Here is a 13,869-nt window from a genome sequence, read left to right as displayed (position 1 = left end):
CGCGGTCATACGATGTTTGCTGGATGAGTTCGGGGGCGGGGGCGCAGGTCGCAGCTCGCGCACGTTGTGTGCGGTCGTGGCTACGCCTTGGCCCGAAGAGGTTGCACCATGCAAGCGGAAGGCTTTGACGCCCCGCGCTCCCGATCTCGGTCTGTTAGTCGCCTCCCAGCCAGCGCTTCATGTGCTGGGCGATCGCGGCCGTCCACGATTGGGATCGGTGGTCGAGGTCTTCGGCGTGGCCGTCGGGTGCGGGCAACCCGTCCTCGACGGGGAGCCCGCGCCCGTAACGGACGTGATCGTGGGTCAAGACTCGTCGACCACTTCGACGGCCTGCGCGGACCCGGTGAGTCCCTGTCCGGCGCCGGTGGAGTGCAGCCAGCTGCCGAAGCTGTTCGACCCGTCTTTGGGGTCGATCGTGCTCGCGCTTTGCAGCTGCGACATGAAGACCAAGAATGCGCTCGGGGCGAAGATGGTCACCTGACCGGCGTTGGCTTCGCCTGTGGCGTACATGCGGGCTCCGTTGAACCGCACGGCGACTGATCCGACGTCGGGTCCGTTGGCCGGTGTGGTGTCGCCCAGTAACGCGATGTCGGCGGGGGTGCCGACGATGACGAGGTGTTCGGGTGTGGCGAGCACGTTCGCCGCGACGGTGAGCAAGCTCTCGCGCACGTTTCCGGCGATGTCGGCGGCATAGGCGACTGGGGCGCCCGCGGCGGTCTGGATATCGCCGATGACCTTCTTGTCGAGGTCTTTGGCGATGCCGACCGAATGCAGGTTGGCGATGCCGTTGAGGTTGTCGAACTGGGATGCAGCCGCTGAGACGGAGGTCCAGCGGCCGTACCGCAGCGCCGTTAGGGGCAGATCCACGACGGTGTCGTACTCGCCGTGCGCGGTGGACTCGTTCACGCCTGCGGTGCTGGCCGGCAGGGTGAAGGTGGGCATCACCGCGGCCACACCGGTCAAAGTCTGCACGGGGATCCCGGCGAATCTGATCAGATGCATGGGTTCACGGGGACCGACCTGCGCCCACGCCTGCGGTCCACCCAATGCGCTGGAGGCGGCCGGGTTGACCTGCACCAGGGCGCGGGCCTCTTCGACAACGCCGAATACGCGGCCTTCGTGCAGCGCTTCGGCGTGCTTGGTGATGTTGTCGCGGGACACCAGCAGCGACGGGCATCCGGCGGCGGTGGGCTGCCCTGGGTATGCCCCGGTGACCGATCGGAACGATTCGTCGAGTTCGTGGGCGGCCTTTTCGCCGTCGGAGATGGCTTTGGCGCGGGCCTCGAGTTCGTTGGCCTGGGCAACGAGGCCGTCGAACGCGGTCTGTTCGCCCTCGGTCAGGTCACGCTTTTCGTCAACGCCGTTCTGGGCGATGCTGCGGGCCTGGATGATGAGCGCGGCGCGGCGCTCGATGAGTTCTGTCGCGAGAGATTTCATTGTGGCTTCCCTTTCGGAGTCCGTAAATGGTGTGAATTACGTTGACGTACACAGCGTTTAACCCTGTGTCGCTGACTCCGGCGGGTGTCGCCCTACCGGCAATATTCGGTTTGCGTTTCGCCCATGCGCGCCGTGGGTGTCGCCCTCCGATCGCGCCGCTACTCCGATTCGGTTGTCACATAATCATATCAGTCGTCAAGCTGCCCGAGATCCTCCGAAACGATCGGGTTGTCGAGTTCCTCAGCGGCGTCGGCCATCGCGCGGGCAATATCGCGCTCGGCGGCGAAGTGCACAGCCTCGGCGTGGACGACGTCGGCGGCCTCGGTGCGGCCCTTCAACCGCAGCATCTCCGCGACGTCCCACAGCATGCGGGTGAAAGCGTGCAGGCGTTCAGATTCACTGGTCATGATGCGTCCTCTTGGTCGGTGGTGTAGTTGACGATGTGCCAGATGGTCGTCGAGCCGGTACCGGGCACGGATTCGATGCGTTCGGATTCGGTAGCGGCGTGGCGGGCCGAGGTCCACGAATACCCCGCAGCGGTGGCTGCAGCGCGGAACTTCTCTTTGTCGACGACACCGATGCCGTCACGGGCGAGCGCCTCGATGTAGTTTGCTGTCCACGCCACCGCGCCTTGGTGCTTGTCCTTGTCCGCCCCGGTGATGTCCCAGATCGCGATCTTGCCTTTACGCCCGACCACGGTCACGTCGGGGCTGTCGCTTGCGGCGACCCGGATCGTCTGGCGTGCGAATCCAGCGGCCTCCCCAGCATCGAGCACAGCAAATGATTGAGCGGTGGTATGGCCAGCGGCTCGCAGCTCGGCAAGATGTTGGGCAAGCCACTCGCGGCCCGTCAGCTTCGGACGCTCCGAATCCTGCGACCTGCGGGTATCCAGCTCGGTGACGGTGGCAGAGTGGTCACGGGTGACCTCCCAGGTCACCCCATCTGAGCTGCTGTTTTGAGGGGTGACCCGATTAGTCACGGGTGACCCGATGCGATACCGCACGCTGTTGTGCTCTCCGGGTCGCACGGACACCAAACCCTCGGTCTCCAGCAAAGCAATGGCTTGATCGAACAAGTCACGCTTCTCCCGCTTGCCGAGACGGCGACGAAGGTCACCCCCGGCCTGTTCGCCGTCGCGTTCCAGCATTCGTATAAGGCTGCGCTTGACGGTTTCCAGACGGCTGGCGTCGTAGTACTCCTCGCCGACAGCGCGGGCGATCGCACGGTCGCGGACCTTTGCCCTGGCGGCCCGGCGTGCGGCTTCAAGGAGCCATTCGCGGGTCTGATCCGACATCGCCATCACGGTGGCGGAAAGCTGCCAGTCCATTGTGGAGACGACGCTGCGATGGTGCAGGATCGCAAGGACAGCGGCCACCTTGACCCGCGTCAGCAGCCGGTGCCCATCGAGGGCATCGGCGTCACCACGCTGGCGTGCCAGGTGAGCGTTGATCACCGTCTGGGCGATCTCGTCGGGGCCGTAGGCGATCTCCACAACACCGTCAGCTCCTGGCTTCCAGTGCGGCAGCGCGGTGTTCAAGGGGTCGGGGTCGGCTGCCCGATCAGCGGGCATATCGGGGTCGGTCGTCGGGAACCACAGAAACCGTTGCGGGGTACCGCCACTGGTGTCGTCGAAAAGGACGCCGGTGTGGCCCGGTTGGGCGCCCACCGACAGGCAGCAACGGTACGAGTGCGCCGGCACGATCCGGGTGGTCGCGTCGCTGGCGTTGGACTGGCCTAGCAGTTCACCCATCGCCATACTCTTGAGCTGAGCGAGCAGGATAGAACCCTGCCTTGACGCCAATCCGGCCAAGGTGTCGATCTCGGGGACGTTGAAGATCGCCGAGATGATCGGCTGCTGGCCTTCCTTTTTCGGCGGCATGAAGGTGGCAGCGATGCCCTCCCCAGAGCCGATCGGGCGTTCCACGATCGGCGTAGGCCACGCCAGGCGGGACACCTTGTCGCTGATACCCTTGCCGCCCCCGGACGGGGACACGAACGCGGCCAACAGATTCAGACTTGCGCGGCCACCGATCAAGCCGGGGAGCTGCACGTCGGGGCCGGTGCTGGCGGCCACCCTCAGCAGGACGGCACCAAACACCGCCCAGGGTGCGGCATACCTTGCCCTGGCCCACGCCCGGATCGTCGCCAATTCCGGGGTTGCGTTGAAGAATTCGTCGTCGGACACCTTCACGAAGCCTTTCTCGGAATATAGGCGCCGCCGCGACCCGATCGGATACGCCCCGCGAGCGCCGACCATTGCCCGGCGCATCGTATTTCGCGGGCAGCATCAGCACGACGCTCTTGTTCGACGTCGTGGTTCAACGCTTCTCGGACCCCGCCGAGGATCAGGGCCAGCAGCTTGCGGGCATCATCGTCGGACAACCCGCACCACTGCGCTGTACCAGCGATCGGTAAGACCGAATCTAGCGATACACCCTGTTGTGCAGCGATATTCGATGCGTAGATGTACGTCTCGTACCAGCTCACCTGTTGGCTCGCGGGATAACCCGCCCCCGACTGGGAGCGGGTTACCGCGTCGATGTTGCCGGTCATAGTTTTCGCGCCGTATATATATCGGCGAAGCTAGGGAAGTCGACACCGCAGTGCGGACAGAGCGTGCAGCCGTAGTTGTCGCGCTGCCAGGTCCGAAAGTGGTGCCCGCACAGGGTTCCTCGCATGCAGCCGTGGATGTCGAGGAACCACCGGGCTGCGCGTCGGCAAGGCCTACCCGAATCGGTTTCCCACACGCATGGAATTTGGTCGTCCCATCCGGCTACGGCTTCGTCGAATTTTGTCGCAAGGTTGCTCATTGCTGCACCTCCTCGGCGGCGGCTTCCAGGGTTTCGGTGGCCTTATTGAGTAGGACGGAGGCGTTGCGCAGATTCCATAACGAGTTGACGACGTCGACGAGGGCGAGCATCGGGACGTTCTCGGGTAGGTCGCGGATCACCGCGTTGATGTCTGCACGGATCAGGTCGATCCGATTCACGGCGTCGTCGAGACGCTGAGTATGTGTCATCATGGAGGCTCCTAGATCTCTTGGTGAGTGACGGGTTACGGAATCCCTCGGGGTGGCAGCCCCGGGGGATTCGCTCTTTCCGACCCGAAGGTCCTCGGTCCGGTCCGCCTTGGGGTCGAGACCGAGATCTTCGTGTTCGGGGTAGGTGCGCATCAGGCGGCGCCGCCGGCCGCCTGCGCGTTCTCCCACAAGATGCAATCGGACAGCTTGTACCTGGTGTGACGACCGAAGCGCCGGTACGGCGGCCCCTTCCGTTGGCTGGCCCACTGAGCCAACGTCTTCTCGGGGATCTGTAGGCGATGGGCTACCTCGGATCGAGTGAGCCACGGGTCGGACTGTTGGCCTGATGAGGGCAGCAGCGTCATCCTGTTCTCCTTTGCGTAGATCTACACATGTCGTAAGGCATGCTGAGTTGTCCCACTCAGACTAGCTGTGTCGCGTGAATTCCCGCAAGTACTCGACTACCCTGCGTGTCATGCCACAAGACTGGGAGCCGAAGGACTGGGCGGAGGCCCACGCCTCACGTGCAGCCCGCGAGATAGCTCGGCTGCGCGAACCGCGCTCCGCACAGTGGCTATCGGATCGCACCGCGGAACTGGGTTACCGGGTCAGCCGGTCGGTTATTGCAGATTTGGAGAACGGCCGTCGCAAGTACCTCGCCGTGCATGAATTGGTCGTGCTTGCCAAGGCACTAGATGTTGCTCCCTTGCAACTGCTTTACGGTCAAGACAATGCGCTGACGATCGAATACCTACCGGGCGACGAGGTAACGAGACTGTCTGCAGTCCAAAACTTTTCCGGGATCAGCGAGGAGATCCTCAAGCGGTACGAAGAAACAGTCGAATCTCTTCTGAAGGCAGCAGAGGCTGCCCGTGATGCGGCCCGATCGGCTTCGCTTGCGTTTTTCGATGCGCAAAACGAAGCGGGGAACGTCAATCGGAGCACCAAAGATGGCGGGTAGGCCGCCGCTGCGTATCGGGCAGCACGGCAAGATTGCGAGAGTCCAAGTGGCCAAGGATGTTTGGGTCGCTCGGTGTCGTTATCGTGACCGCGACGGTGTGACGCGCCGACTGGAGCGTATGACACCCGCTGGTGTTCAAGATGAATATGGCGCCGCTGCGGAGGCCGCGCTGTGGGATGCGATTGCCCAACGCCGGCCGCCAGGGACGGGCAGTATCACCGGCTCGGCACTGATGGGTGATCTGCTCACCCGGTACATCGAACGCTGCCGCGCAGACGACGACTTGGCTCCTAAGAGCATCGACACCTACGAAGCCACAATCAACACTGTGCGGTCGAGGTTTGCGGGGATTCGGGTCAATGAGGCCACCCCCGGGCTCCTGAACGAGGTCTTGAAGGGCATCCGACGCGACCACGGCGCGACACGCGAGCGTCACACAAAGGTTGCGTTGAACTCGGTACTGACCGAGGCCGTCATGGTCGGCGCGATTGGAACGAACCCGGTGCGCGAGATTGCCCCGCGACGAGTGAAGAAGACGGAGAAGAAGAGGGCCAAGGGGGCACCTGGCCTCGCGATGGACCAGGTACGAGGACTGCTCGGCGCGGTCGAGACATCGGAGGTCTGCCAGCAGAAGGATCTGCGCGACCCCGTGATCATGCTGGCCGCTACCGGGCTCCGCCGCGGCGAACTGTTGGCCTTGCGATGGGAGGACATTGACCTCGACAACCGAGTCGCCACCGTGTCCGGGTCCATAGTCAGACTGAAAGGCAAGGGCCTAGTCCGCCAGGACTTCACCAAAGGCGGCGACGAACGATCCGTACCGCTCCCCCAGTTCGCTATCGACGCGCTGCACCGACGCAAGGGCGACCCGCTGCGGTCCGGGACAGCCGGGGTGATCTTCCCATCTTCGACGGGCACCCTGCGCGACCCGGACAACTTCGGCAAGCAGTGGCGCGAGGTCCGTGACGCACTCGATCTGCCCGATGTCAGCTCACACAGCTTCCGCAAGACGGTGGCCACCCTGATCGATGACTCGGGCCTGTCGGCGCGGATCGGGGCCGACCAACTGGGGCACGCACGCCCGTCAATGACCCAAGATGTCTACATGTCACGCGGTCATGTTCATACCGAGGTGGCCGATGTGCTGGACCGGGCAGTCGGCATAAGAGACGAATAAACGACGATTTGCGTCGAATACCAAGGCGAAAATAGCCTCTGAAGTGGCCAGGGCCGGGATCGAACCGGCGACCTTCCGCTTTTCAGGCGGACGCTCGTACCAACTGAGCTACCTGGCCGGAAGGCACCGGCCATGTCGAGAACCAAAGTGCCTCGCCAAAAAATGGCGACCCTGACGGGACTTGAACCCGCGACCTCCGCCGTGACAGGGCGGCGCGCTAACCAACTGCGCCACAGGGCCTTGCTTGCGGCTCCATCGTACGTGCGCCGCGCGTACCCCCTACGGGATTCGAACCCGCGCTACCGCCTTGAAAGGGCGGCGTCCTAGGCCGCTAGACGAAGGGGGCCCAGCCGAATCTCTCCGGGGTACTCGCAACGCTATGACGCTGTGAGCTTCGATAGCTTAGGGCACCGGCACCCCAATCCTCAAACGAGCCCCACGCACTGAGGTCTAGCTCGGCTCCGCGGGAGTGTCGGAGGCTAGTGGAAGCCTCAGCAGTGATGTCACGGCACACGACGTTCAGGTTCTGCCTCGACCGTCAGCGGAACAGCGTATGGCGCTGGCCCGGCACGCGGGAGCGGCCCGGTTCGGTTTCAACCAGTGCCTGGCGCTCGTCAAGTCTGCAATGACCGACCGCAAAGCCGATCCCATCACTGAGGTGCCGTGGACCGGCTTCGATCTGATCAACGCGTTCAACACATGGAAGAGATCCGCCGATGCCGGCAGGGTCTTCGCCGTCGGCCTGGACGGCGTCGCAGAAATAGTGGCGACTGGCCTGCCATGGCGGCGTGAAGTGCGCCAAGAGGTGTTCGAGGAGGCGGCCGCAGACCTGTCCAAGGGGCTGAGCGCGTGGTCTCAGTGTCGTTCCGGTTCTCGGAGGGGTAAGAAAGTCGGCTTTCCGAAGTTCAAGAAGAAAGCCGGTTCCACACCGTCGTTCCGCATGCGGAACAGGCACCGTGCCGGCCGAATGCCACCCATCCGGGTCGGTGACAACAATCGCCCCCGGTCGGTCACCCTGCCGGGCATCGGGCAGATACGTGTGCACGACAACACCCGCCGCCTACGAGGCATGCTCAACAAGGGGCGCGCGAAGATTCTGTTCGCCACCGTTAGCCACCGTGGGGGCCGCTGGTGGGTGTCGTTGAACGTGGAGGCTGCCGCGCTACACCTCGCCGAAAGGCATCAACCCCACGACCCGACCGACACTCGCGCATGGGTCGGCGTTGATCTGGGTTTATCGGCGTACTTGGTGGCGGCCACCGCCGACGGTCGAGAGATCGCGCGGATCACACACGCCCCCAAAGCACTTACGGTGGACTGAGAAAGCAACAGCTCTTGGCTAAATCGTTGGCACGCAAACAGAAAGGATCAAAGAATTACCAAGAGGCCATAGCGAAACTGAGGCGCCACCACGCACGCGTCGCGAACGTACGGCGGCATTTCCTTCATCAGGTTTCCACGCTGCTGGTCAAGACGCACGACCAGCTCGTCATCGAGGACCTTAACGTGCGTGGCATGCTCGCCAACCGTCGCCTCGCCCGCGCCATCTCCGACGCGGGTTGGGCAGAATTTGCCCGGCTCCTGCAGTACAAGCAGGCTTGGCGCGGCGGCGAGCTCGTCATCGCCGACCGTTGGTACCCCTCCAGCCGACTTTGCCCAGCGTGCGGAAGCATCCGCGGCGACCTCAGGTTGGCCGACCGAGTGTTCAAATGCGCATGTGGATACTCTGCTGACCGCGACTGCAACGCTGCGGCCAACCTGGCCCGCTGGGGTGCGGACCATCGTGGCGCCAGCGGATCCCCGGACCCCCGAGCAGCGGGCCGGGCCACCAATGCCCGCGGACGAACGTGTGGCCACCGTTACCTGACGGGTGACGGTGAAAACAGTTCGGATGACGCGGGAACCGAGATTCACACCGAATTCCCGGCTTGAATCGAGGGCGCCCGAGAAGGGCGGTGCCCGACGCGAAGTCGTGTCGGCTGCACGCTGGATAGCTCAGTTGGTCCGATTTGCACAACTCCATAAGCGCTCCGATAGAGTGGCTCCGCCCCCGTAGCTCACTCGGAAGAGCAGCGGACTTTTAATCCGCGGGTACGGAGATCGAAACTCCGCGGGGGCACCAAAACCTCTAAGACGTCCTCGTCACTCCGGGCACACTTCCGGCGCGCGCTCGGGCAGCCCCAACAAGTCGAAATAGCTCTGCCCGAGCGCGATGTCCCGGAAGGCCTTGTCGTTGAGGTACTTGTTGATCTGACTCGTGACGTCGAGCTCCTCGGCGTAGACCGCGAAGTCCTTTGTTCTCGACGCGACGAAGTCCGTGCCCGGAATGATTCTGGCCGAGTACTGATCGAAGAACGGCACGTACTGATTCCTGATCGACTCGTTCGAGAAGTACGAGTCCTGCAGGACCCGCCAACTGATGTCCAAGTAGAGGTTCGGGTGCTCGTCCATGAGGCGTCGGAGCACCTCGATGTGCAGCGCCGGGTCCATCTTCTTCTGCTCGTTGGACAGCCCCATGTGCGGCCAGATGATCTTGTTCTCGGGGTAGAGGGACAGGGCGGCCTCCATCAGATAGAGGTACTTCAGCGGCTCCGCGTCGTTCCCCAGATCGGAGTGGATGGCGATCGGCATGCCACGCCGAAGGAGTTCATCCATGAACGGCCGCCACGCAACGATGTCGCCGAGGTCCGCCGGTTGCGCCAGGTTGCCGAACAGCGCCTGCTTGATGAGGTTGACTTCGCCCATCCACTTGAACTTGCCCGGATATGCCTCGTCGAGCTGACGCATCTGGTCGAGAATGCCTGCGGGATTGGCCAGATCGGGAAACGTCATCGAAAGGGTGAGCTGGGCCCCCTCGACGTTGGTCCGCGCGATCTCCTCCGCATTCTCGACGTCGTTCTTCATGCTGGGCGTGACCGGTGCGCCGACGCAGTGGAGGTAATACGTGCACGCCGAGCCCTCCGGCAGCACCTGCCCGATGCCGTAGATGTTGACGTAGCGAACGCCGGTTTGGCGCCAGTAGTCGGCCACCTCCGCCAGCGGTATGCCCGGCCCGCCAAACGGCCGAAGGTGGAAATGGCTGTCGACCACCGAGGTGTACGGCTGGGTCTTGCGATCGAAGCACGCGTCGGCGAGCGCAGGTGCCGCCCACGCACAGGCGGCGGCGACCGTGGCTGTCGCTGCCGACAGGGCCAGCCACTTACGCATTCCACCTCCGCAGGAAAGGGTTTCAAGATCGTGCCACAGGTGGCCGGTCCACGCGCGCGGTTCATCAAGACGAGCGACCTGGGCGCCCGCCGACCAAGTAATCTCGCTGTGTGCTCTACCAGCAGGCCGGACGGCCGTTCTGGCGACGCCATCGCATCGTCACCGGTACGGCTGCGCTCATCACGTTCTGGTGGCTCGCGAACGGGTGGTATGAGGCCGTCGCCATCTCAGCGATCGTCGGACTGTTCCTGTTCGTCAACCACCGCAGGAAGGCTCTCGCCATCCGCGATGCGGGCCTGCGTGCGCGCGCGGACTACGAATACCGACTGAGCCTGGCCGGTGACCAACGGGGCGTGTTCGGCCGCTACCCGCCGATTCAGGCCGGCTGGTTTCCCGATCCGCAAAACCGTTGGCAACTAAGGTATTTCGACGGCGCCATGTGGACGGGATACGTCGTCCGGCGCTAGTCGTCAGACCTTGGGGCTGTAGTAGTGCGGGTCGTCGCGGTACTCGACGGGCGGCAGGTTGCGTGCAGGCGTTTCCACCAGCGGCGCGTCCGCGGGTAGCCGCCCGGTCGCTCGATCCCACGCCGAGCGCTTGCGCGGATGCATCATCATCCGCTTCGGCAGGAACTTGGTGACCCAGTACACGGTCTTGCCGAACAGCCGGTGCAGCCGCTCCTGACGGGGCGACCACGTGTAGCCCATCAGCTCACGCACCGGCGGGTCGAACAGGCCCACGGTCGCGAAGTTGAAGAACCGCTGCATCACTGCGATCTGAAGCTTCCACAGCCAATCGGGCATCCACTCCAACGACGGATGCTTCGGCATCGACGACAGATCGAGCACCTCGCGCGCCGCCCAATTGTTCTCTAACACGTTGTTGCACATGTGGTCCCAGTACTCCTGGAACTCCTCCCACGACTTCGGTACCGGCCGCATGCTCATGCCGTACATCCGGTACCACGTGATGTGCTCGTCGAAGAGCTGGCGCCGCTGAGCGTCGGTGAGGCCGCCGCCGAGCCACTCCGCGGCCAGCAGTGTCGACTTGAAGAACGTGGCATGCGCCCAGTAGAAGACGTCGGGATTCAGCGCGCTGTACCGTCGCCCCTGATCGTCGACGCCCTTGATCCCGATGTGGTAGTCGCGCACCTGCGCCCCGGTCTTGGGTGCGCGGTCGCCGTCGAAGACCACGCCCCCGATCGGATAGACCGACCGGAAGAGCCGCGGCATCCGCTCGATGAAGAAGATCGAGTGCTGCTGCACGGCGGCGCCCAGCTGCGGATGCATGTTCTGCATCGAGCCGGCCCACGGACCTTGCAGCATTCCGGTCCACCTGCCGAAGTACTTCCAGGTCAACGAGTCGGGGCCGAGCGGCTCGGGCAGGGTGTCATATCCACCCGACGAAACCGGGCACCCAGCTGCCACCGGTGCGGTTTCCCTGGTCACGGGGCATACCGCAGACGTATCTTGAGTCACTGACGAAGCTTCCGATCCAGTCAGAGAGATTTCTGACTACAGTCGTTGTCAAAGTTGAGTCTAGGAGGGATGTGCCCGCGGGTCAACGACGGGGCCGGTGGTCCGGTGTGCCACTGCCCGACCGTCAGGCATTACGCCGCGATGAACTGATCGCCGCGGGCGTCGCACACCTCGGCGGTCCGCAGGGTCCCGCGCTGACGGTTCGCGGCGTGTGCCGCTCGGCGGGCCTGACCGAGCGCTACTTCTACGAGAGCTTCACCGACCGCGACGAGTTCGTCCGCGCGGTCTACGACGACGTCTGCGCGCGCGCCATGTCCGCGCTGACAACGGCCAAGACTCCCCGCGACGCCGTCGAGCAGTTCGTCGAGCTGATGGTCGACGATCCGGCGCGCGGCCGCGTGCTGCTGCTCGCGCCAGGGAAGGAACCCGTGCTGACCCGGTCCGGCGCCGCATGGATGCCCAGCTTCATAGAACTGTTGCAGCGCAAGCTGACTCGCATCGCCGATCCCGTCCAGGCAGCCATGGTCGCCACCGGATTGATTGGTGCGCTGACGGCGCTGTTCACCGCCTACCTGGACGGCAGGCTCGCGGCCACGCGCGCGCAGTTCATCGACTACTGCGTGGAAATGCTGATGAGCCGGGTATCGAGCTACTGAGCCCTACTCGTCGGGCGTCGAAACCTCTTCGAGTGCCTGCTGTTCCTCTTCCGCGGCCTGCTTCTCGGCCTCGGACTTGGCGGCGCTGCCGAGCGGACTCGCCACGGAGGAGCCGGGATTCTTGGCCGTGGCATATGCGCCGCTGCAGTTCAGCACGACGTTCACCTGACCACCGTCGTCGACACCGTCCCGCAGGAACGACGCGTCATATGCGTTGGTGACGATGCAGTCACCCTCGTCGAGCTTGTCACCAAAGCGGGACGCGACCACCGCGGTGCCGCCGCTATCCTCGATCGCCGTCTGGGCGTCGGCATACGTCTGGCCCACGACATCTGGGGCGGCAGCCGCGGTGCCGGCGCCGAAGAACAGAGCCGCTGCCGCGGAGGCGACCACAGGGCCCGCCCCTAGAACGATGAGCTTCTTCACGTGCGCCAGACCTCCAGTGTCCGTGTACCCCAACGAATGATGGCCGTAGCTTATGACCTCGTGGCCTGCGCCGCCACCGCTCGCGCACTACATGTTTCTGGCCACATCCGCCACCAGTTCCCCGTGCTGATATCCCGCCGCATCCCCCGCGGCAATGACCTTTGCTGTGCGGCCCGGCGGGTTTACCCGACGAATCTGCTCCGGCGAATGCACGTTTGTCGCTCCGCGGCATCGGGTATCGCATTTGCACTATCCGTAAGCAGCGACAATCCGACTCTGAATATGGAGCGGAGAAGACCGTGGCCACGTGCGCCCGCCGTCCGTAGTCTGTGTCTGGGTTCCGCGCCGCATGGATTTGCCGAGCGGGAGCGAATCCACAACCAATGGGCCTTATGTTGCAGATGGGACACGATGCCGTGGCGACTTGAATGTCACCGGGGTACACAGATATATTGACTGCAACCAACAGGTACAGATAATTTTTGGGAGAGCTATGTCGAAGGATCTGACCGACCTGCAGCTGCTCCGCGAGCTCGAGCCAGTTGTCGAGAAGAACATCAACCGGCACCTGACGATGCGCAAGGACTGGAACCCGCACGACTACATTCCGTGGTCCGACGGCAAGAACTACTACGCGCTCGGCGGCAAGGACTGGGATCCCGAGGAGTCCAAGCTCTCCGAGGTCGCCCAGGTCGCGATGCTGACCAACCTGTTGACCGAGGACAACCTGCCGTCCTACCACCGCGAAATCGCGATGAACTTCAGCATGGACGGGCCGTGGGGCTTCTGGGTGAACCGGTGGACCGCCGAGGAGAACCGCCACGGCATCGCGCTGCGCGACTACCTCGTCGTCACCCGCGCGGTCGATCCGGTCGAGCTCGAGCAGCTGCGCATGGAGCAGGTCACCCGTGGCTTCTCCCCAGGTCAGAATCAGCAGATCGAGGCCGACTTGTTCGCCGACTCGCTTTTCGACTCCGTCATCTATGTGACGTTCCAGGAGTTGGCCACCCGCGTCTCGCACCGCAACACGGGCAGGGCGTGCGAGGAGACCATCGCCGACCAGCTGCTGCAGCGCATCTCGGCCGACGAGAACCTGCACATGATCTTCTACCGCGACGTGTCGGCCGCCGGGTTCGAGATCGCACCCGACCAGGCGATGCGTTCGTTGCACAAGGTGCTCACCAACTTCCGGATGCCGGGCTACACGATCCCCGACTTCCGTCGTAAGGCGGTCACCATCGCGTCCGGCGGTGTCTACGACCCACGTATTCACCTCGACGATGTGGTGATGCCGGTGCTCAAGAAGTGGCGCATCTTCGAGCGCGATGACTTCACCGGCGAGACCGCCCGGCTGCGCGACGAACTTGCCGCGCACGTCGAGGAGCTCGAGGAGACCTGCGTGAAGTTCGAGGTGGCCAAGCAGCGCAGGCTCGAGCGGATCGCCAAGGTCGCCGAGAAGAAGGCCTCCAAGAACCTTCTGGTGGGGTCATCAGCGTCCTAACCGACGC

Annotated in this window: 17 protein-coding genes and 4 tRNA genes; 8 read left to right on the top strand and 13 right to left on the bottom strand. The window is 63.9% G+C overall.

Annotated elements, in window-relative coordinates; all coding sequences use genetic code 11:
• Positions 1-154 precede the first annotated feature (154 nt).
• The 7 genes from G6N43_RS06950 to G6N43_RS06920 all read right to left on the bottom strand — a co-directional run bounded on the left by G6N43_RS06950 (position 155) and on the right by G6N43_RS06920 (position 4,821).
• Positions 155-307: a hypothetical protein gene (locus tag G6N43_RS06950; protein ID WP_163658034.1), complete on the bottom strand. Its 153-nt coding sequence runs from the start codon at positions 305-307 to the stop codon at positions 155-157.
• Complete coding sequence (locus G6N43_RS06945) at positions 304-1,437, bottom strand: hypothetical protein (protein WP_083153742.1); 1,134 nt, start codon at positions 1,435-1,437, stop codon at positions 304-306. Before G6N43_RS06945 ends, G6N43_RS06950 begins: the two co-directional genes overlap by 4 nt.
• A gap of 188 nt (positions 1,438-1,625) precedes the next feature.
• Positions 1,626-1,844, bottom strand: coding sequence for a hypothetical protein (locus tag G6N43_RS06940; protein WP_083153740.1), 219 nt, complete (start codon positions 1,842-1,844; stop codon positions 1,626-1,628).
• On the bottom strand, positions 1,841-3,622 hold the full coding sequence (locus G6N43_RS06935; RefSeq protein WP_083153816.1) for a hypothetical protein: 1,782 nt from the start codon (positions 3,620-3,622) through the stop codon (positions 1,841-1,843). Before G6N43_RS06935 ends, G6N43_RS06940 begins: the two co-directional genes overlap by 4 nt.
• 2 nt (positions 3,623-3,624) lie before the next feature.
• Positions 3,625-3,990, bottom strand: coding sequence for a DUF2742 domain-containing protein (locus G6N43_RS06930; protein WP_083153738.1), 366 nt, complete (start codon positions 3,988-3,990; stop codon positions 3,625-3,627).
• 253 nt (positions 3,991-4,243) lie between these two features.
• The gene (locus tag G6N43_RS06925; RefSeq protein ID WP_083153736.1) at positions 4,244-4,459 is read right to left on the bottom strand and encodes a hypothetical protein; all 216 of its coding nucleotides are present in this window, start codon (positions 4,457-4,459) and stop codon (positions 4,244-4,246) included.
• Between the two features lie 149 nt (positions 4,460-4,608).
• Positions 4,609-4,821, bottom strand: a complete 213-nt coding sequence (locus G6N43_RS06920) for a helix-turn-helix domain-containing protein (RefSeq protein ID WP_083153734.1) — start codon at positions 4,819-4,821, stop codon at positions 4,609-4,611.
• A gap of 110 nt (positions 4,822-4,931) precedes the next feature.
• Between G6N43_RS06920 and G6N43_RS06915 the strand changes: the two genes are divergently transcribed.
• Together G6N43_RS06915 and G6N43_RS06910 are read left to right on the top strand one after the other, a co-directional pair.
• Positions 4,932-5,417, top strand: coding sequence for a hypothetical protein (locus G6N43_RS06915; RefSeq protein ID WP_083153732.1), 486 nt, complete (start codon positions 4,932-4,934; stop codon positions 5,415-5,417).
• Between the two features lie 118 nt (positions 5,418-5,535).
• Positions 5,536-6,594, top strand: coding sequence for a tyrosine-type recombinase/integrase (locus tag G6N43_RS06910; RefSeq protein ID WP_234810154.1), 1,059 nt, complete (start codon positions 5,536-5,538; stop codon positions 6,592-6,594).
• Positions 6,595-6,638: 44 nt separating this feature from the next.
• Here the strand turns inward: G6N43_RS06910 and G6N43_RS06905 are convergent.
• From G6N43_RS06905 to G6N43_RS06895, 3 genes are all read right to left on the bottom strand, one after another.
• A tRNA-Phe gene (locus G6N43_RS06905) sits at positions 6,639-6,712 on the bottom strand.
• A gap of 45 nt (positions 6,713-6,757) precedes the next feature.
• Positions 6,758-6,834: transfer RNA gene (locus G6N43_RS06900), tRNA-Asp, on the bottom strand.
• 33 nt (positions 6,835-6,867) lie between these two features.
• A tRNA-Glu gene (locus tag G6N43_RS06895) sits at positions 6,868-6,940 on the bottom strand.
• A gap of 207 nt (positions 6,941-7,147) precedes the next feature.
• Between G6N43_RS06895 and G6N43_RS06890 the strand changes: the two genes are divergently transcribed.
• The 3 genes from G6N43_RS06890 to G6N43_RS06880 all read left to right on the top strand — a co-directional run bounded on the left by G6N43_RS06890 (position 7,148) and on the right by G6N43_RS06880 (position 8,716).
• Positions 7,148-7,915, top strand: a complete 768-nt coding sequence (locus G6N43_RS06890) for a hypothetical protein (RefSeq protein WP_083153728.1) — start codon at positions 7,148-7,150, stop codon at positions 7,913-7,915.
• Positions 7,916-7,929: 14 nt separating this feature from the next.
• On the top strand, positions 7,930-8,526 hold the full coding sequence (locus G6N43_RS06885) for an RNA-guided endonuclease InsQ/TnpB family protein (protein ID WP_163658032.1): 597 nt from the start codon (positions 7,930-7,932) through the stop codon (positions 8,524-8,526).
• Positions 8,527-8,640: 114 nt separating this feature from the next.
• A tRNA-Lys gene (locus tag G6N43_RS06880) sits at positions 8,641-8,716 on the top strand.
• Positions 8,717-8,736: 20 nt separating this feature from the next.
• Here the strand turns inward: G6N43_RS06880 and G6N43_RS06875 are convergent.
• Entirely contained in the window at positions 8,737-9,801 is a 1,065-nt protein-coding gene (locus G6N43_RS06875; RefSeq protein ID WP_083153724.1) for an amidohydrolase family protein, read from the bottom strand.
• Between the two features lie 110 nt (positions 9,802-9,911).
• Here G6N43_RS06875 and G6N43_RS06870 point away from each other — a divergent pair, with 110 nt between their 5' ends.
• Entirely contained in the window at positions 9,912-10,268 is a 357-nt protein-coding gene (locus tag G6N43_RS06870; RefSeq protein ID WP_083153722.1) for a DUF2510 domain-containing protein, read from the top strand.
• A 3-nt stretch (positions 10,269-10,271) separates the two neighbouring features.
• Here the strand turns inward: G6N43_RS06870 and G6N43_RS06865 are convergent, their stop codons facing one another.
• A complete protein-coding gene (locus tag G6N43_RS06865) occupies positions 10,272-11,279 on the bottom strand; it encodes an oxygenase MpaB family protein (protein ID WP_083153720.1) in 1,008 nt (335 codons plus the stop codon).
• A 71-nt stretch (positions 11,280-11,350) separates the two neighbouring features.
• On the opposite strand from G6N43_RS06865, the gene G6N43_RS06860 reads away from it, so the two are divergent.
• Complete coding sequence (locus G6N43_RS06860; RefSeq protein ID WP_083153718.1) at positions 11,351-11,935, top strand: TetR/AcrR family transcriptional regulator; 585 nt, start codon at positions 11,351-11,353, stop codon at positions 11,933-11,935.
• A 3-nt stretch (positions 11,936-11,938) separates the two neighbouring features.
• Here G6N43_RS06860 and G6N43_RS06855 read toward each other — a convergent pair whose 3' ends face one another.
• Positions 11,939-12,361, bottom strand: coding sequence for a PASTA domain-containing protein (locus tag G6N43_RS06855; RefSeq protein ID WP_083153716.1), 423 nt, complete (start codon positions 12,359-12,361; stop codon positions 11,939-11,941).
• Positions 12,362-12,854: 493 nt separating this feature from the next.
• On the opposite strand from G6N43_RS06855, the gene G6N43_RS06850 reads away from it, so the two are divergent.
• Complete coding sequence (locus G6N43_RS06850) at positions 12,855-13,862, top strand: acyl-ACP desaturase (RefSeq protein WP_083153714.1); 1,008 nt, start codon at positions 12,855-12,857, stop codon at positions 13,860-13,862.
• Positions 13,863-13,869: the final 7 nt, after the last annotated feature.

The organism is Mycolicibacterium moriokaense, from assembly GCF_010726085.1.
GTDB classification, from domain to species: domain Bacteria; phylum Actinomycetota; class Actinomycetes; order Mycobacteriales; family Mycobacteriaceae; genus Mycobacterium; species Mycobacterium moriokaense.
The sequence above is the reverse complement of the archived record's forward strand: the minus strand, read 5'-3'. Positions and strand labels throughout refer to the sequence as shown.